Consider the following 17,465-nt stretch of genomic DNA (forward strand, 5'->3'; position numbering starts at 1 on the left):
TAAGCTTCACATTTCGTATTTGGTATTCAACTACCTTAGCGGCCTCATGAAATCAATGGATCTGTTTTTTATCGTACTCAAGTGTTTTGGTGCCCTAGCCCTATTTATCTATGGGATGAAAACCATGAGTGAGGGTATCCAAAAACTCGCAGGTAAAAATTTAAGATCCACCCTAAATAGACTAACCAACAATAGGGTAACCAGTATTTTCACTGGTCTGCTAACCACTGGTCTAGTTCAATCTTCTAGTGCTATTAGTGTTCTGGTAGTAGGATTTGTACATGCTGGAATAATAAAATTACGCCAGGCAATGGGTGTAATTATGGGAGCCAACATTGGGACCACTTCTACTGCAGTTTTGGTAACAGCGCTTGGTTTTACCAACTACTCCATTAATACACTGGCTTTACCTATGGTAGCCTTGGGGCTTCCATTATTATTTTCTAAAAAAGACTCTCATAGATCTCTTTCTTCATTTCTTATTGGGTTTAGTATTCTGTTGCTTTCTATAGAGTTTCTACGCGATGCAATTCCCGGAATTGACCTAGATGCTGTTTCTTTTGTAGAGAACATTTCTTCAGCGTGGTGGCTATCCTCGATCGCGTTTATCCTTACAGGATTCATTTTAACACTCTTACTTCAATCGTCTAGTGCCACTATGGCTTTAACCCTGGTACTATGCGAGCAAGAAGCCATTACGTTAGAATTTGCTGGTTTAATGGTAGTAGGGGCAAACATTGGGACAACGATTACAGCAAATATTGCCGCAGTTATTGCCAATGCACATGGTAAGCGGGTTGCACGTTTCCATAGCCTATTTAATATTATTGGAGCGCTTTGGTTTGTGCCGGCCTTGGCATGGATGATCAGGGTAGTAACCAATGGTATTCATTCTTTTAATCTGGGAATGGAAATGGGCTTTGAAATTGAGAAGTGGATTTTAGTGATCCTTCATATCAGTTTCAATGTCATCACGACCTTACTCATTATCCCGTTTGTTCCAGCCCTTGAATCTTGGCTAGAGAAATGGATACAACCGAAAACGGCCAAAGACGAAAAATACAGTCTTGAATACATAGATAGTGGGGTAATGAAAACCCCAGAACTGGCACTTTTAGAGGTAACCAGAGAGATCACCAAATTGGCCAAGGAGTCGGCAGCCAATTGCAAAAAGGTAAGCCGATTGTTGGAGACCACGGATAGAGCCATTCAGGAGGAGATTTTGGCGGAAATTAGGCAGCACGAAGCGGCAACCGACAAGGCGGAGGAGGAAGTCACCAAATACTTATCTCGCTTAACGGAAGACGTTATTTCTAATGAGACTTCTCTAAAGGTTGGAAGACTTTTAAGCATCATTAATGATATAGAAACCATTGGAGATTTGTACTACCAAATCACCAAGATATTTGATCGCAAAATTGAGAAGGAAATTTACTTTTTGCCCAATCAAAGAGATGGGATTAAGTCTATGATAGACCTATTGGAAGAGGCAAATCAGTTAATGATTAACAACATGCTTCACCAAGAAGGTAGAACCGACAACTTGGAACACGCATACCGACTGGAAAGCGCCATTAACAAAAAGCGAAATAGCTTAAGAAAGCTGCACCTTAAAGGCATAGAATCTGGTGATTTCAACATTAAAAGCGCCATGGTTTTTAGCGAATTATACACCAGTATAGAGCGTATTGGGGATCATGTCCTTAAAATTAATGAGGCCCATGCTGGCATTATGTCCTAGGCAGTTTCGAATATCCTACTCACCTATCTTTCTAAGTGACAATAATTAGTAATCAAGCTCTTCAAGGGGGATTGATTATTTATTGCTTACCTAGAACTTTTGCCAAAAACAAAAAAGGCTAGCTAAATAATTAGCAAGCCTCTTTTTCTTAGTGTTGATTCTCGAATCCTAATCTATGGATTAACAGGTGGGGTATAAATCCTAGAACTCACTCTATTTCCACTAATATCTAGATACCAATCTGCATTTTGCTGACCTCCACTTTGAGCCCAGTTTACGAAATTTAGGTATGCATCTCTAATATCTTCCGTTTCACGAGGATAATCAAATCCACCACCAGGGATATGTAGACCCCAGGGCAAATTTGTTACGGTTTTGTAATATTTACCAGTAACAATGTCTGTATCATCATCTCCAACACCGAAGTAACTGTGGTCTACCATACTTGTAGGTACCAAATCGGGGAGGTGTACCTCACGACCTCTCACAACAGGTTCGTTTGGTTTATTAACATATATAAAAGGGTTATAGGGCGGGAAGCCAATATCACCTAAAGGCTGCGGCGTACTAAATCCTATACTCAAATCAAATGTCACAGGGTTTACATAAGGTGCACCAACAACGGTATTAACAAAATCGCTTGTAGGCTTCATGTGCACCTTCGCATTTTCGAAAAGTAAGAAGGTAGCGAAAGTATTCCCTAACTCTTGACTTCCTGTAGCGTTACCATTTAAACTCAGTGAAGATGACGCTATATCTCCAGGAGCCACATTATCCAATTGAATTCCAAATCCATTGTTAAATCCAGCACCATTAGCCTTTAGGGTAAAGGTTCCAAAAATATCCACGACTTCATTACTGGCATTTGTAGTTTGGGTCAAGGTGTAATCGAAAACCATATCGTTAAAATCGTAATCTCCTTCATGAGGCCACAAATCTTCATATGCTAAAGTTCCTTGGTATTCGGTGTCTGCTACTCTAGCAGGATCGTTTGGATAATCGTCATTACAATCGTCCACTCCGTCGTTATCGCTATCATCACAAGGAACTAAACCATATAATCCCGTTTTGTCTAGACCGGTGAATGGGTTCGCTGTGTAGTAGAAAATACAATCGTTAAAGTCGTTGTCACAAGAAGGATTCTGTCTATTCACATCCTCAAAACCAACCACCACTAATTGGCGATTTGGATCTAACAACTGAACGTTATGTGGACGAAGGCTATCCACAGTCTCTGGGTTCCACTCATTATTAGAGTATAATTTGGTTCTATCAGTTAGTACTTGGTTGTTTTTAAATGCATTTTGTAACAGCACCCAACCAATTGAAACACCTGCTGGAAATATTCCTAAACAAACCTTATCTCCAGCCTGCAATCCTCCACCCGAATTCAATAATGAAGCATTTGGGAAAATCACAAAAATTGAGTCAATATCATTTGGAGAAGCTGGTGGATTATCGGTATCATAAACATAAAACCCTAGGGAATTAGTAAATCCCGCACCTTCGCTAATAAAGGTTACCCAAACCTGTGATAATTCAACTATTGTAGCATCGGTTGCTCCACTAGCCGCTACATTTGGCGCATCTCCACCAGAATTTGGTAGCGCCCCATTAATGTCGTTTAGTAAATCTGTAGACACAACATCGCCCGGAACCTCCAAATTTGCCGGTACTCCATTTGCATCATAAGTACTCATTAAAAAGAAGTTGGATGAACCAATACGAGTTTTTGCATTTCCAGATTTCCATCTTGCCGAAGCATTGGATGCAAATTGCCTGTTGGCTTTCTGGGATCCTCCAAAAGTGATATTCAACTTACCGTTGTTAATTCCCACGGTTTGGTTGTTGGCAAAACCAACAAAACCAAGCTGCACGAAGACCTCATTTAAATAGGTCGGTACGTGTAACCATGATTTTAAATTTCCTTGTGGATCGGTATATCCTTTACCCAAAAGTACACCACCGTCTACGGGGTCTTTGGAGTAAAATCTTACACTTTTATAAGCTAAAGGTCTGTTTTCCAGATCTGAAACTTGAATGTTTACCTCAACATTTTTAGTTGTTTCATAACTAAAACCATCGGGGACTACCATATCTGCTGTTCCAGGATTTGCGATGGGTTTTTCATTAACCACATACTTTTTACATCCTAGAAGCAACAAAAATGAGAGGGCTAAAATTTGGGTTAGAGTTTTCATAATTGGAGCTATATCAGGGAGTAAAAGTGCCTTGGAAGCAACGGATTTCAAATGACCACTGCTATATATGGCCATAACCTTACTCACAGATTAGGTATGATATACCTCTTAAAAAATGTAGGGAATCAAAAGTTTTTTATTCAAAACCCTTGGTATTTCTGCCTTTGGCCCTAACTAATGAAAATCAGTTTTTGGAACTGGAATCTAAAAAAGAAGGTAATACCCTGGTAATCAATTGAGAATGATAGCCTCCGTAGTAGCCTTACCCACGTTAAGGGCCCTGTCGTACAACTCAACTTCAAAACGAACGGTATCGGCATTTCCAGACCCAAGAGCAAAAGGTAAATCCACATTGATTTCTCCTTCCAAGGTCTTATCTCTTCCATCCGTCTCAAGAACAGGAATGCGATAGGCAAAAGGGTTTATGGTATCTCCGGTTTGAGGGTCTATGTTGAGATAAACTCGCTTCCAGGCTCCATTTCGGAATTCGAAGTAATTGAAATACAAATTGGAATGGAAATAAGAAGCTTTATCAAAAGGTGGGAAAGTATCACCTGGATTAAGACCAATGTCCCCGTCTCCATCGGTAAATACAATAGTAAAGCGAGCAGAATCGGTAAAAACTACCGTTCGTACTTCACTAATAACAGGCTCGGGCGGCAAGTCTGTATTTTTTAAACAAGCCAAGAACATGCAAGAAGCCAATACGGCAAATACTACCCGAAATTTCATAATCCAAAAATAACGTATTTATTGGCGTTATTTGCGCTAAAATCGCCGGCATTGGTAAAACCAGATTTTAACGAAATTCTTTCCGCCACCAGCTCAAACCCCTCAGATTTTGAGCACTGTGCATTGGAAGTATTTAAGTTCCAATACCAACATAACGAGATTTATCAATCCTATTGTATGTTAATTGGCAAAAATTGGAAAGAGGTTAATACCGTAAAGGAAATTCCCTTTTTGCCTATTTCGTTTTTCAAAACACATAAAGTTGTTTCCGGTTCTAATGGGCACAAGCTTTGCTTCGAAAGTAGTGGAACAACAAAAACCAACACCAGTAAGCACTTTATTCTAAATCCATCCACTTACGAGTCTAGCCTTTTAAATGGTTTTGAACGTGTTTTTGGGCCCGCACAAGACTGGGTTATTCTTGCCCTTTTACCTGGTTATTTGGAGCGTAAAAATGCTTCGTTGGTGTACATGGTCAATCAGCTTATATCTAAAAACAAAAGTGGGGAGGGTGCCTTTTACCTGAATGAAATTGACCGTCTTTTTGAAGATATCAACTCCTACTTATCCCAAGAGAAAAAGGTTCTTCTTTGGGGGGTAACGCATGCCTTATTGGAAGCCTCTGAAAAATTGGGCAAACAAAGCTGGAATAATCTCCATATCATGGAAACTGGAGGGATGAAAGGTAAAAGGAAAGAAATTATCCGACCAGAACTCCACCAATTACTACACAAACATTACGGAACCACGCACATATTCAGCGAATACGGAATGACGGAATTATTGTCTCAAGCCTATTTCACCGATGGCGTTTTTACACCTGCTCCATGGATGGGGATTCAAATTAGAGATATCAGAGACCCATTTTCAGTTTTATCTCCCGGAAAATCGGGAGCAATAAATGTGATCGATTTGGCCAATATAGACAGCTGTAGTTTTATCGCAACCGATGACATTGGCGTTAAAACCAACGCTACTCAGTTTAATGTTTTGGGAAGACTAGATAACAGCGAAGCTCGAGGTTGTAATTTAATGCTTGCCTAAAAGCGCATCGTGAATAGTTGGATTTACCGCCAAGGCGATAATAATAGAAACCGCAAGTCCAATTAGTGCATAAAGCATATCTCTTCCAACAATCTTGAACGATTGTTTAACGTGCTTTTTACCCGATTTCTTTCTAAGAATATTAATGGCAATTTCTCTACCCCCTAAGACCCCAAGGAAAACCCAGGTAGTAGAAAGCGGAACCGTTGAAATGAATAGCTTATAAATAAGCAGAAGTGCATAGATAAAGTCGACAAAAGTTGCGGCTCTAACATCTTCTAACCTTGTTTTTTCGGTTACAATTCCTTGAATCTTATCACCTTTTAGATAGAAAATCACTCCTAAGCCAAGGAAAATAACCGCTGCAAAACCAAGAAATTGGACTCCATCTAACTGGCGAGGTAAATACACCGCAATGTTAGCGGCGTCCTGCATAATCCAAACCGACCAAAGCGTACCTGAAGTAATCCACTGAATAATGGTCCAAGCTCTATGACTTTTCCTATGCTTAAACCACTTTCGGATGTAGTTATAGCTAATTGCCCAGATAACTCCAGACACAATAAAAGCCATGGCATATCCAGACAAGGATTTAGCTAATACTGATGTAATTCCACTTGAAGTTGCACTGAAGGATGACAACAATAAGAATGTGGTTGACACCGGCATTCTTAAACGCGTTATGATCAATAAAAATAGCGGGGCAACTACCTGCAAATAAGAAAAGGATTCCGGGTGAGGATATTTACTTCCTCCCTTTCCATCGCTTAAGCGCTGATAGGTAACATCGCCATCAAATTCGAAAAAGCTATACGTAACCGTAAGTAAAAACAAGCCTCCGATAAACAGCCATAAAATCCACCATTTGGTTTTTTGGTTAGAACCAATAAATGTTCCAATGGTTTGAATACTATCGTTGGCAACTGCAGCGTAACCTGCAAAAGCGAAACCTATCCACATGGCAATGTTGCGTTGCTGATAGAAAAGAGCAGACACAATAAATCCAACCAAAATCAGAGATAAAAAGATTTTCTCTGTGCGGATTAATTCAACTAGTTGAAAATTTCTAGAGGAAAGAGAATTGGATGTTTTCGGTGGCTTCCTACTCATGTGGTGTAAAGGTATTACGGCTTAACGCTGCATATATTACCTGAATGTTAATTCCTTCTTTTTCTAGTTTTTAACCACTACTAAAAAGTAGTTTTTCTTTCCTCGTTGCAAAAGTACATACTTATTGTTGAGTAGGATAGATTCATCCACTTTAAAATCTTCTTTAATCTTCTCTTTATTCAGCGATAAGGAATTCTCTTTAAATGCCCTTCTAGCTTCCCCTTTCGATTTTAAAAAGCCCGATTCATCGGAAAACAACTCAATCGCATCAATTTCCCCAAGCCTTGCCCGATCTATTTCGGCCTGAGGTACACCCTCAAAAACCTCTAAGAATGCACGCTCGCTAAGTGATTTCAAATCATCTGAGGTAGATTTCCCAAACAGTATTCCACTTGCTTTTACGGCCTGATCTAAATCTTCCTGACTGTGCACTCTTATAGTAAGTTCCTCGGCCAATGCCTTTTGCAGGGCCCTAGCTCCTGGGTTTTCATTGTGCTCGGCTATAATCCCCAAAATCTCGTCCTTAGACTTTAGGCTAAGAATTTTAATTAATTTCTCTGCGTCCTCATCTGCCGTTCGAAGAAGGAACTGATAAAATTGATAGGGTGAAGTTTTCTCGGCATCCAACCAAACATTTCCCTGTTCTGATTTCCCAAACTTGGTTCCATCAGACTTGGTCATTAGAGGACATGTAATAGCATGCGCTTCACCACCAGCAACACGTCTGATCAATTCAGTTCCGGTAGTAATATTTCCCCATTGATCTGATCCTCCCATTTGCAGAACACAATCCTCATTCTGGTATAAATGCAAAAAATCGTAGCCCTGAATAAGTTGATAGGTAAATTCGGTAAAAGAAATCCCGGTTTCCAATCTATTTTTTACCGAGTCTTTGGCCATCATGTAATTAACCGAAATGTGTTTTCCAGTATTTCTAATAAACTCCAAAAAGCCCATCCCCTGGAACCAATCGTAGTTATTTACCAGTTTGGCTGCATTTTCCCCTTTGAAATCGAGGAATTTTTCTAATTGCTTTTTAATACAATCTTGATTGTGTCTTAACTCTTCTAAATCGAGTAAATTTCTTTCGGCAGATTTCCCACTTGGATCTCCAATCATACCGGTTGCACCACCTACCAATGCGATAGGTTTATGCCCCATACGTTGAAAATGTACAAGCATCATAATAGCAACCATGTTTCCTAAATGCAGAGAATCTGCACTGGGATCAAAACCCGTATACCCTACCTTAGAACCCTTTGATAACAAGGCTTCTACATCGGGAGTCGCATTTTGAAACATGCCTCTCCATTTTAATTCGTCAACATAATTGCTCATTTCTTGTTACATTTTCGGGCAAATATAATATTTGGGCTGCCCTTAGAAAGAAATTAACCCCTGTAAGTGTAAAGATGTTAGTTGTTAGTGGAGCAAATGGATTCTTAGGAAGCCATTTTATGATAGAGTGTATACGCAGGAAAAAGCGCATTACAGGATTGGTAAGACCCAATGCAGACCGGTCTTATTTTAATTCATTGGTACAGCATTACCAGATTAATTCTGAAGATTTAAATCTGGTGAATTGGTGCGAAATAGATTATAATGATCCTTTTGAAGTAAGAGAGAAACTGGCAGACCACAAGGTTTTTGTCCACTGTGCTGGGCTCATCTGTTTCGATAACTCTTATAAAGACGACCTTATTGAAGCGAACAGAGATCTTACCGAATCTCTAGTAAACGCTTGCATTGACCTAAAATTCGAGAAATTCATCTACCTGAGTTCTATCGCGACCTGCTCCTACATGAGCAACATGCAAGGTAAACTCGAGGATAAATTCGATAGCGCATATGGTCTTAGCAAATTCCTTGGCGAGTTAGAGGTACTTAGGGGAGAGGAAGAAGGATTGGAAGGGATAATTGTAAGGCCCGGTGTGGTTTTGGGGCCTCCTCCTCCAAACAACGAATTTCATCAACTTTTTAGCTGGATAAAAAAAGGTTGGACATACGCTCCCGTTGGTTCCACAGGTTTTGTAGAAATTATAGATCTAGCAAATTACGTGGCTGATTTAGCGGATGGTAAAGAAGTAGTAGATAATACCGCAGTGAGTAGTTCCTTTAAATTTGCAGAGCTAAATGCTGCTATTGCAAAACACCTGGGCATCTCCAAAAAGGTTAAACCTCTTTCATCCGCCTTACTAAAGGCAGGAAGTTTCATAACTAAGATTGTTTACGGATTCAGTAAGGAACCACAACCCCTACCTAAACCAGCTGTTGATGCATTAATAAGCGATAGCCAATACGATTCTCCAGAGTTTGCTACCCATTATGGATCAAAGCAAAGTCCCGAGCTTATTACGGAAAACATGGTAAGCTACCTTAAGTCTTTTGGAAAGTCGTAGGTTTTAAGCGAATCGGATTTAATTCTAGCTTCCAATCTGCTTAACTTCTCTAAACATTGATCGTAGATGCGCTCTATACGTTGAAAATCTCTACCTAAGGCAACGTAAGCCATTTCGAATTCCTTTGGGGTTAGGCCATAGTGTGCGACAATGGTAGAATCCATCCAGCGCACTTCGTCTACTATGTTCTTTTTTGCCACCTGACGCTTATTCTTAAGCGCCTCGGCAAAATATAACTCCGTAATAAGATTTACCCAGGTGGTATCGTGAATTTTTGGAATTTTCTGGGTCTGTTTACTCTTGTTATCCTGAGGAGCGTTGCTTGAACAAGCAACTGCAAAAGCAGCTACAAATCCCAGGAAAATTATTAATACCCTCATCTTACTTTCGATAGAAACTCAAACGCATTCCCGGCTCAGAAAACTGCACTTTTCCATTGGCATAAACCGAATTTCCATTTACCCAAGTCTCTTCTATTTTATGCGAAAAGTTCTCTCCCTCAAAAGGCGACCAACCGCATTTGTAGAGTATATTTTCTTTAGAAACCTTCCAGGAGTTTTCTGATACTAGAACCAAATCAGCAAAATTCCCTTCCTCTATAAATCCACGATCATCGATCATGAATCTTTTTGCCACATTCTCGGCGGCCTTTTCTGCTATAAGTTCGTAGGTAAATACGCCCTGCTTAACCAGCTCTAACAAAGCCACAAAGGCATGCTGAACCAATGGCCCACCGGAAGGAGCATTCCAGTAATTATTACTTTTTTCCTCTAGTGTATGAGGTGCATGATCGGTTGCTAAGACATCTATTTGCCCATTAACCACCGCATTGCGAATAGCAGTTCTATCGCTTTCTTTTTTAACCGCAGGGTTCCACTTTATGTGAGTTCCCTTGGTGTCGTAATCTTTATCTGTGAACCACAGGTGATGCACACAAGCCTCGGCTGTAATGTGCTTATCTTCTAGTGGCAAATTAGAGAACAGCTCAATTTCCTTGGCGGTTGAAATATGAAGAATGTGGAGATTTGCCTTGTATTTCTTGGCCAGCTCCACCGCTTTAGAAGAAGATAGGTAACAAGCCTCTTCGCTTCTAATTATTGGGTGTTGACGGATTGGAACATTGTCTCCAAATTGATCCTTAGCCCTTTGGGAATTTGCTCGGATGGTTGCTTCATCCTCACAGTGGGTAGCAATTAACATGCTACTTTTAGAAAATATCCCCTCCAGAACTTCTTCTTTATCCACCAACATGTTCCCCGTTGATGATCCCATGAAAATCTTCAATCCACAAACTTTGGTTGGATCCGTTTTAAGGGCTTCATCCAAATTATCGTTAGACACCCCCATAAAAAAGCTGTAGTTAGCTGGAGACACCTTTGCGGCTATGTCGTATTTATCTTGAAGTAATTCTTGGGTAATAGCGGCTGGCTTGGTATTGGGCATTTCCATAAAACTGGTAATACCTCCTGCCACTGCAGCTGCCGATTCTGTTTTAATGTTGGCCTTATGTGTTAATCCTGGTTCGCGAAAATGCACCTGATCATCTATCATACCAGGGAATAAAAGCTTCCCTTTTCCATCAACCACTCTATGCGCGCCTTCTGGGGTAATGTTAGATCCTATTTTGGCAATTCTTCCATCCTTTATTAATAGGTCTCCTTCTACAATTCCCGATGATCTTACTATGCGTACTTCCTTGATTAACGTTTGACTCATAACTTCATAAATTTCATTTTAAGTACACCTACAACGGCTTCCTTAAAAATGCCCATACTCATTTTGGAAACTCCAAATCTTCTATCTACAAAGGTTATAGGCACTTCTTTTACCCAAAACCCCTTTTTATGGGCTCTATATTTCATTTCAATTTGGAAGGCATATCCAATAAAACGCACGCGGTTAAGGTCTATTGATTTTAACACCTTAGCTGTGTAACAAATAAACCCAGCCGTGGTGTCTTTAATGGGTACCCATAGAATTATCCTTACATACAAACTAGCGAAGTATGACATAAGAATTCTATCCACTGGCCAGTTACTAACTCTACCTCCTTTACAATATCTGGATCCAACGGCTACATCTCCCCCATTTTGGCATGCTTGCCTTAGTCGGATTAAATCTTTGGGATTGTGCGAAAAATCCGCATCCATTTCAAAGATGTACTCGTAGCCGTTATCTAAACCTATTTTAAAGCCTTCGATATAGGCAGTACCCAATCCCATTTTTCCCGCGCGAGGATGCAGGAATAGGCGGTCTGGAAATTCTTTTTGGAGTTCGCGAACGATATCTTGGGTTCCATCGGGGGAGTTATCATCCACAATGAGTATATGGAACGGGTGTTCCTCAGAGAACACAGCCCTAACAATATTTTCTACGTTTTCCCGCTCGTTATATGTGGGGATGATGACCAGACTATCCGACACGTCCAAAAATTTCCGCTAAATATAGCATTACTAAATACATTGCTTAGTGCTCGTGTGCTACAACTTCCTTTACTTGTGGAATCATATTTTGCATCAGCGTCTCAATTCCATTTTTTAGCGTCACAACACTAGATGGACATCCAGAGCAAGAACCTCTTAAAACTACTTCTAATTTTCCGTCAGAAAAAGATTTAAAGTCGATCGCCCCCCCATCGCTTTCAACTGCTGGTCGGATATATTCATCCAAAGCCTCTACAATTTTCTCCTCTATTTCGTTGGTTGGCATAGCATGACCAACCTTCGGAGCCTCCTTATTTTCTTGTTGGGTAGCAGCTTCGGTTTCGTCGTCTTCTGGAATGGATACCACTGCCCATTCATTTTCCAATAAATATTCCTGAATAAACTCTCTAACCTGCATGGTGAGTAGATCCCAATCCACCGCATCCGTTTTTGTAACCGACACAAAGTTGGTACTGAAAAATAAAGACTGAACAAAAGGGAAATTAAAAAGCTGAGTCGCCAAAGGCGCGTGGTTTTTTACTTCTTCAGCAGTTTTAAATTCTATGGCTCTGCTAAACGGCATAATTACCCTGTTGGCAACAAATTTTACTGTGTTGGGGTTTGGGGTAACTTCAGCATATACTGATGTAGGAATTTTTTTGGTCTCCATAATGTATCTTTCGCCTGCAAAACTATACAAGAAAAGCGCGCTAGCACTCTAATTGATGTTAAGCCTGACAAAAATACTGCTAAATGAAACAAGAAGCCCTATTTGTTCCGGTTAGAGGACACAATCCAAGCTATGGTAAAAACTGTTTTTTTGCTCCCAATGCGACCCTTATAGGCGAAGTAAGCATGGGAGATGATTGCTCGGTGTGGTTTAATGCTGTTTTACGTGGCGATGTCCACTTTATTAAAATGGGAAATAAGGTGAATGTGCAGGATGGAGCGGTAATTCACGGCACCTTTCAAAAAGCACCAACCACAATTGGCAACAACGTATCCATAGGTCACAATGCCTTAGTGCATGGATGTACCATACACGACAATGTACTTATAGGTATGGGAGCTATTGTAATGGATAATTGCGTGGTAGAATCAAACACCATAATTGGCGCTGGGGCGGTAGTACCTGCCAATACACATATACCATCGGGAACAGTTTGGGCTGGAGTTCCCGCTAAAAAAGTAAAGGATATAAGCCCAGAATTAACCGAAGGAGAAGTAAATAGAATTGCAAATAACTACGTTAAGTATGCAAGTTGGTTTAAAGAAGAATGATTCAATCCCAAATCCTCACTTCTTCGAGGGAAACCTTTTCTCCAAAAAATATTTGAGTAGACACTTCAAAGCTTTTGGTGTAATCACTTACCATAAAGTGATCGGGTTTTTGGATACCCGAATTGAGCAAACCTGAAATTTCCAGATAATTTCTCACCGCCTTGGCCGTAAGTGAAGCATTATCTACCACCTCTACATCTATGTTTTGAGCATTATAGTAGCTAGATATTTCTGGTTTAATTAATGGGTAGTGTGTACAAGCGAGAACCAAGGCTTCTATTCCTGATAAATGATGGCTGGATAAATATTGATTAATTACCGCCTTTGAAATTTTATTTTTAAAAAAACCTTCCTCAACCATACTTGCCAAAAGCGGGGTGGCCATGGATTTTACATCTATGTTTTTACCCTCTAGTTTTAGCCTTCTTGGGTAAATTCTACTTTCTATGGTTCCCTTAGTTCCGATTATACCGATTTTCTTGTTAGATAAGTATTGGATAATATGTTCAATCACAGGAGTAACAACGTCAATAACCTTAACCCCATCTGCAATCTCCTCAGCTGTTTTCGCTGCAAAAGAAGAAGCTGTATTACAAGCAATAACCACACATTTACACCCTTTTTTAACTAACAAATCGGTGATACGTGCAGTATAGTATCTAACAGAAGCCGCTGATTTATCCCCATAAGGAAGGTGAGCCGTATCTCCAAAATAATAAATGGCTTCATTTGGTAATAAATCCCTTATGGCATTCGCTACCGTAAGCCCCCCAATACCGGAGTCGATAACACCTATGGGTGCATGATCGTTAAAATACAGTTCTGCCATTGCTAAAAGTGTAGTGCAATAACGCAAAACGGCGGGATAAATCCCACCGTTTTACATTTCTCTAATTAAAATTTCCCGCGTTCTACCCGGGTTACTGCAAACCCAACTCTTTCTTCACTAAAGGAGTTACGTCAGTTCCGTTTTGGTAAACAGTAGCACCCGTAGAAAGGTCGAAAATGTAGGTAAACCCATTGGTTTCACCAACCTTCTTAATTGCTCCTCTAACTTTCTCAATGATAGGAGTTAGCAATTCGCTTTCTTGTTTTTGCATGCGCTCTTGGGCAGAAACTTGAAAACTTTGAATACGTTGCTCTAGTTGTTGCAACTCAGAAATAGCTGTTTCTCTCTCAGTGTTGGTCATGTTACCCTCTTTAGATTGTAAACCAGCTAATTTTTTTTGGTACTCGGTAGTCATGCTTTGTAGACTTCCCTCTAACTCTTTTGCAAAAGTCTCAGCCTTAGTTTGTGCCTGCTTATATTCTGGCATCTTAACTAGAATTTCCTGAGAATTAACGTGTCCAAGTTTGGTTTGAGCTACCGTTGCAAAACTTAATCCAACAACTGCTAATAATGTTACTAATATGTTTTTCATAATTACTTTTTCAAAACCTTTTGTGGTCGGCAAAATTATATTTTAAAATTAATTGATCCCTATTTTCACGCCCAACTTACGGAGGACTAGATCACTTTTATCGTATTTATCATCAGCAAATAGTATACCAGACTGAGATTTATCGAAAATGAAATCGTATCCACTAGAGGTTGAAACCTCTTTTAAAGCATCGTAAACCTTATCCTGAATTGGCTGAACTAGCTCCTGACGCTTTTTAAAAAGCTCTCCCTCTACACCAAACTTACTTTTTTGAAATTCCTGAACTTCTTGTTCCTTTTTAATAATGGCCTCTTCGCGCTGCTGCTTCATTTTCTCCGTTAATAAAACCGCCTCAGCTTGGTACGATTTGTACATTTCCTCTATTTCCTGATAGCGCTTCTCAATTTCCTTTTGCCAGGTAGTAGAAAGATTATCTAATTCCTTTTGTGCTTCCTGAAATTCAGGAATCTGTTTCATGATATAATCCGAATCTACGTAGGCAAACTTTTGTGCATTTACAGCAGAAAATCCTCCAATAAATGCAAGCAATAACAATAACTTCTTCATAATTCTTGAATTTAATTTTCTATAACTCTCCAAGATTCGCGCCAATTGTAAAATGGATTTGTCCCTTTGGCATATTTAGGTTACCCGGAACATCGTCGAAACGCCATCCATAATCCAATCCAAGCATCCCAAACATAGGTAAGAAAATTCGCAATCCAATCCCTCCGGATCTGAAGTTTTTAAATGGATCGTAAGACTTAAAATCCGACCAAGTATTACCCGCCTCTAAGAAGGCTAGTGGGAATATTGTTGCACTAGGATTTAGTGAAAGTGGATACCTCAACTCCATGGTAAATTTAGAGATGTACAAGGCTCCTTCCTGTGGAGAAAGGGACAAGTCATCGTACCCTCTTAACCCAATAATCTCTCTACCATCAAGTGCAAATCCAGTTAGTGCCGAACCTCCTAAGTAAAAACGCTCGAAAGGTGATGGACCAATATCTTGGTTATACTGCCCCAAGAAACCAAATCCTACCTTGGTTTTTAAAACCAAATTCTTTGCTAACTCCGTATACCACGTAGAAGTGAATTTCCACTTATGGTACTCCACAAATTTATACTTCTCCTGATCTGAGATTCCCTCGTAATTTTTGCCGTTAAACAATGAATATGGAGGTGTTGCCTTTAGGGTTAAGGTTACATTGGATCCAGACCTTGGGTAGATAGGCTGGTTTACCGACGACCTTGACAATACAGCGGTATAAGAGATGTTGTTCGAATAACCATTGGCAAAGGTAAAGATGGACCCAAAATTATTCAGATCGTAGTACTGATATGCCGCCGATTGATAGAAGTAAAAGTTGTTATCTGGCCAAAGAAGTGGCTTACCCAATCCAAGTGAAAAACCTGAAATTTTAAGGCTTTGACGCACTGGGTTTAGTACTCTATCCTCCCCATTATTGATAAACTTAGGCTGCCCATTGGTTTGTACCGAGTGACTTAAACTCACCGAGAATGAGTTGGGTTTAGACCCTCCAAGCCAAGGCTCGGTAAAAGACAAGTTATATCCCTGGTAAAACACCCCATTAGATTGCGCACGGATAGATAACCTTTGTCCATCTCCCGATGGGATTGGGTCCCATCCGCCTTTTTTAAACATGTTGGAGATGGAGAAATTGGTTAGTGACAAGCCCAGGGTTCCTACCACCCTTCCGGCTCCCCAACCACCAGATAATTCAATCTGGTCACTTGGTTTTTCTTCTACCGTATACTCAATGTCCACAGTACCATCCATAGGGTTCTGCTGTGGATTTACTCCCATGCTTTCTGGGTTAAAGTAATTAAGCGCAGCTAAATCTCTATTGGTTCTTATAATTTCCGATCTACTAAATAAATCTCCCGGACGGGTTTTAATTTCTCTTCGAACTACCCTATCGTTGGTTTTATCATTTCCGGTTAGGATGATACGGTTGATATCGTATTGTTTCCCCTCTATAATTCTGATTTCAAAATCTATAGAATCGTTTTCTACTAGCACCTCCATAGGCTGTGCGTTAAACGATAAGTAACCATCATCTAAGTAGAGTGAACTAACATCGTTCCCTTGCCCAGATCCGTATAAACGCGAGCTTAATACCTCCTGATTATAAACGTCGCCCTTTTTAATTCCAAGTATCTTACTTAGGTAGTCAGATTTGTATTTAGTATTTCCAACCCAGCGAATATTTCGGAAATAAAACTTATTCCCTTCCTTCACCTTAATGTTTACGTAAACCAGGTTTTCTTTAGGCTTATAGTATACGGAATCGCTGAGGATTTTGGCATTTCTATACCCCTTAGCATTATATTTTTCAATGATTTTAAGCTTATCGGATCGGTACTCGCTTTCGATGAATTTAGATCTAGAAAAAATGCGCCAAAAGGCTTTTTCCTTGGTTTCTTTCATCGCCTTTTTAAGCTTCTTGTCCGGAATTTCACTGTTCCCTTCAAAAGTAATGGCACCAATTTTCACCTTTTGTCCCTTATCAATTTTAATATTTAGGATAAGGCTATTATCGATGTTCTTACTAAGTTCCTCCTCAATTTCCACCTTACATTGCAGATATCCTTTGTTTACAAAGTATTTCTTAATGGCATTTTCGGTGTTTTGCAGTACATTTTCATTAACAATAGTACCAAGGCGCAGCTTAATTTTTCCGTCACGAAGGTTATCGGCTTCGCTCTTTTTAATTCCGGTAAACTTATATTTTAATAATCGAGGACGTTCACCAAGGTGGATGTTTAGGTAAATTCTATTTGGTGGACGAAACTCCCCAAGTCTAATTTGCACATTGGAGAAAAGATCCTGATCCCAGAGGTTCTTAATAGCTTTTGTAAGGGCCTCACCGGGAATTTTAATTTCGTCTCCAACGGATAACCCAGAGAACAGAATAACCGCTTCGGGATCGAACTCCTTAGATCCGGTAACGCTAATACCCTCGATTTTATACTTCTGAACCACATCGAGGTTAATCTTATTCTCACCACCTAATAAAATTTGAGCTTGGGCAAAATTTGAGATTAAAATAAGGTGGGATATGAGTAGGACTATCTTGCTAAATCGCATG

General features: G+C 39.9%; 16 protein-coding genes. 4 read left to right on the forward strand and 12 right to left on the reverse strand.

Annotated features, from left to right (window positions below; translation table 11 throughout):
* Positions 1–55 precede the first annotated feature (55 nt).
* Entirely contained in the window at positions 56–1,741 is a 1,686-nt protein-coding gene (locus FRX97_RS06660) for a Na/Pi cotransporter family protein (RefSeq protein ID WP_223266578.1), read from the forward strand.
* Between the two features lie 173 nt (positions 1,742–1,914).
* On the opposite strand, the gene FRX97_RS06665 is transcribed toward FRX97_RS06660, so the two are convergent.
* Together FRX97_RS06665 and FRX97_RS06670 are read right to left on the reverse strand one after the other, a co-directional pair.
* The gene (locus FRX97_RS06665; RefSeq protein WP_170227058.1) at positions 1,915–3,942 is read right to left on the reverse strand and encodes an LruC domain-containing protein; all 2,028 of its coding nucleotides are present in this window, start codon (positions 3,940–3,942) and stop codon (positions 1,915–1,917) included.
* A gap of 231 nt (positions 3,943–4,173) precedes the next feature.
* Positions 4,174–4,674, reverse strand: coding sequence for a hypothetical protein (locus FRX97_RS06670; protein ID WP_147014415.1), 501 nt, complete (start codon positions 4,672–4,674; stop codon positions 4,174–4,176).
* Positions 4,675–4,695: 21 nt separating this feature from the next.
* Here FRX97_RS06670 and FRX97_RS06675 point away from each other — a divergent pair, with 21 nt between their 5' ends.
* On the forward strand, positions 4,696–5,718 hold the full coding sequence (locus FRX97_RS06675) for a LuxE/PaaK family acyltransferase (protein ID WP_223266579.1): 1,023 nt from the start codon (positions 4,696–4,698) through the stop codon (positions 5,716–5,718).
* Here the strand turns inward: FRX97_RS06675 and FRX97_RS06680 are convergent.
* Both FRX97_RS06680 and tyrS read right to left on the reverse strand, forming a co-directional pair.
* Positions 5,704–6,828 carry a hypothetical protein gene (locus tag FRX97_RS06680; RefSeq protein WP_147014416.1) on the reverse strand — a complete coding sequence of 375 codons (1,125 nt, stop codon included), beginning with the start codon at positions 6,826–6,828 and terminating at the stop codon, positions 5,704–5,706. The genes FRX97_RS06675 and FRX97_RS06680 overlap by 15 nt on opposite strands.
* A 63-nt stretch (positions 6,829–6,891) precedes the next feature.
* Positions 6,892–8,166: a tyrosine--tRNA ligase gene (gene tyrS, locus FRX97_RS06685; RefSeq protein WP_147014417.1), complete on the reverse strand. Its 1,275-nt coding sequence runs from the start codon at positions 8,164–8,166 to the stop codon at positions 6,892–6,894.
* A gap of 74 nt (positions 8,167–8,240) precedes the next feature.
* Between tyrS and FRX97_RS06690 the strand changes: the two genes are divergently transcribed.
* Complete coding sequence (locus tag FRX97_RS06690) at positions 8,241–9,227, forward strand: NAD-dependent epimerase/dehydratase family protein (RefSeq protein WP_147014418.1); 987 nt, start codon at positions 8,241–8,243, stop codon at positions 9,225–9,227.
* On the opposite strand, the gene FRX97_RS06695 is transcribed toward FRX97_RS06690, so the two are convergent.
* The 4 genes from FRX97_RS06695 to FRX97_RS06710 are packed head-to-tail and all read right to left on the reverse strand — an operon-like array spanning position 9,200 to position 12,320.
* Positions 9,200–9,607: a hypothetical protein gene (locus FRX97_RS06695; RefSeq protein ID WP_147014419.1), complete on the reverse strand. Its 408-nt coding sequence runs from the start codon at positions 9,605–9,607 to the stop codon at positions 9,200–9,202. The two genes, FRX97_RS06690 and FRX97_RS06695, sit on opposite strands and share 28 nt — an antisense overlap.
* Before the next feature lies 1 nt (position 9,608).
* Positions 9,609–10,943, reverse strand: a complete 1,335-nt coding sequence (locus tag FRX97_RS06700) for a dihydroorotase (protein ID WP_147014420.1) — start codon at positions 10,941–10,943, stop codon at positions 9,609–9,611.
* The gene (locus FRX97_RS06705; RefSeq protein ID WP_147014421.1) at positions 10,940–11,650 is read right to left on the reverse strand and encodes a polyprenol monophosphomannose synthase; all 711 of its coding nucleotides are present in this window, start codon (positions 11,648–11,650) and stop codon (positions 10,940–10,942) included. Before FRX97_RS06705 ends, FRX97_RS06700 begins: the two co-directional genes overlap by 4 nt.
* Positions 11,651–11,693: 43 nt before the next feature.
* Positions 11,694–12,320, reverse strand: coding sequence for a NifU family protein (locus FRX97_RS06710; protein WP_147014422.1), 627 nt, complete (start codon positions 12,318–12,320; stop codon positions 11,694–11,696).
* A gap of 83 nt (positions 12,321–12,403) precedes the next feature.
* Between FRX97_RS06710 and FRX97_RS06715 the strand changes: the two genes are divergently transcribed.
* Complete coding sequence (locus tag FRX97_RS06715) at positions 12,404–12,931, forward strand: gamma carbonic anhydrase family protein (RefSeq protein WP_147014423.1); 528 nt, start codon at positions 12,404–12,406, stop codon at positions 12,929–12,931.
* A gap of 1 nt (position 12,932) precedes the next feature.
* Here FRX97_RS06715 and murI read toward each other — a convergent pair whose 3' ends face one another.
* The 4 genes from murI to bamA form a co-directional block, all read right to left on the reverse strand.
* Positions 12,933–13,760, reverse strand: a complete 828-nt coding sequence (gene murI / locus FRX97_RS06720; RefSeq protein ID WP_147014424.1) for a glutamate racemase — start codon at positions 13,758–13,760, stop codon at positions 12,933–12,935.
* Positions 13,761–13,851: 91 nt separating this feature from the next.
* Complete coding sequence (locus FRX97_RS06725; protein WP_147014425.1) at positions 13,852–14,352, reverse strand: OmpH family outer membrane protein; 501 nt, start codon at positions 14,350–14,352, stop codon at positions 13,852–13,854.
* A gap of 48 nt (positions 14,353–14,400) precedes the next feature.
* A complete protein-coding gene (locus FRX97_RS06730) occupies positions 14,401–14,919 on the reverse strand; it encodes an OmpH family outer membrane protein (RefSeq protein ID WP_147014426.1) in 519 nt (172 codons plus the stop codon).
* 19 nt (positions 14,920–14,938) lie between these two features.
* Entirely contained in the window at positions 14,939–17,464 is a 2,526-nt protein-coding gene (gene bamA / locus FRX97_RS06735; RefSeq protein ID WP_147014427.1) for an outer membrane protein assembly factor BamA, read from the reverse strand.
* Position 17,465 lies beyond the last annotated feature (1 nt).

Origin of the sequence: Luteibaculum oceani, assembly GCF_007995015.1 — a bacterium.
GTDB classification, from domain to species: domain Bacteria; phylum Bacteroidota; class Bacteroidia; order Flavobacteriales_D; family Luteibaculaceae; genus Luteibaculum; species Luteibaculum oceani.

What these genes read in the sequence shown, in the direction of transcription:
- FRX97_RS06660 (WP_223266578.1), top strand. Translation starts at nt 56, where the DNA reads ATGGATCTGTTTTTTATCGTACTCAAGTGTTTTGGTGCCCTAGCCCTA.
- FRX97_RS06665 (WP_170227058.1), bottom strand. Translation starts at nt 3,942, where the DNA reads ATGAAAACTCTAACCCAAATTTTAGCCCTCTCATTTTTGTTGCTTCTA.
- FRX97_RS06670 (WP_147014415.1), bottom strand. Translation starts at nt 4,674, where the DNA reads ATGAAATTTCGGGTAGTATTTGCCGTATTGGCTTCTTGCATGTTCTTG.
- FRX97_RS06680 (WP_147014416.1), bottom strand. Translation starts at nt 6,828, where the DNA reads ATGAGTAGGAAGCCACCGAAAACATCCAATTCTCTTTCCTCTAGAAAT.
- tyrS (WP_147014417.1), bottom strand. Translation starts at nt 8,166, where the DNA reads ATGAGCAATTATGTTGACGAATTAAAATGGAGAGGCATGTTTCAAAAT.
- FRX97_RS06690 (WP_147014418.1), top strand. Translation starts at nt 8,241, where the DNA reads ATGTTAGTTGTTAGTGGAGCAAATGGATTCTTAGGAAGCCATTTTATG.
- FRX97_RS06695 (WP_147014419.1), bottom strand. Translation starts at nt 9,607, where the DNA reads ATGAGGGTATTAATAATTTTCCTGGGATTTGTAGCTGCTTTTGCAGTT.
- FRX97_RS06700 (WP_147014420.1), bottom strand. Translation starts at nt 10,943, where the DNA reads ATGAGTCAAACGTTAATCAAGGAAGTACGCATAGTAAGATCATCGGGA.
- FRX97_RS06710 (WP_147014422.1), bottom strand. Translation starts at nt 12,320, where the DNA reads ATGGAGACCAAAAAAATTCCTACATCAGTATATGCTGAAGTTACCCCA.
- FRX97_RS06715 (WP_147014423.1), top strand. Translation starts at nt 12,404, where the DNA reads ATGAAACAAGAAGCCCTATTTGTTCCGGTTAGAGGACACAATCCAAGC.
- murI (WP_147014424.1), bottom strand. Translation starts at nt 13,760, where the DNA reads ATGGCAGAACTGTATTTTAACGATCATGCACCCATAGGTGTTATCGAC.
- FRX97_RS06725 (WP_147014425.1), bottom strand. Translation starts at nt 14,352, where the DNA reads ATGAAAAACATATTAGTAACATTATTAGCAGTTGTTGGATTAAGTTTT.
- FRX97_RS06730 (WP_147014426.1), bottom strand. Translation starts at nt 14,919, where the DNA reads ATGAAGAAGTTATTGTTATTGCTTGCATTTATTGGAGGATTTTCTGCT.
- bamA (WP_147014427.1), bottom strand. Translation starts at nt 17,464, where the DNA reads ATGCGATTTAGCAAGATAGTCCTACTCATATCCCACCTTATTTTAATC.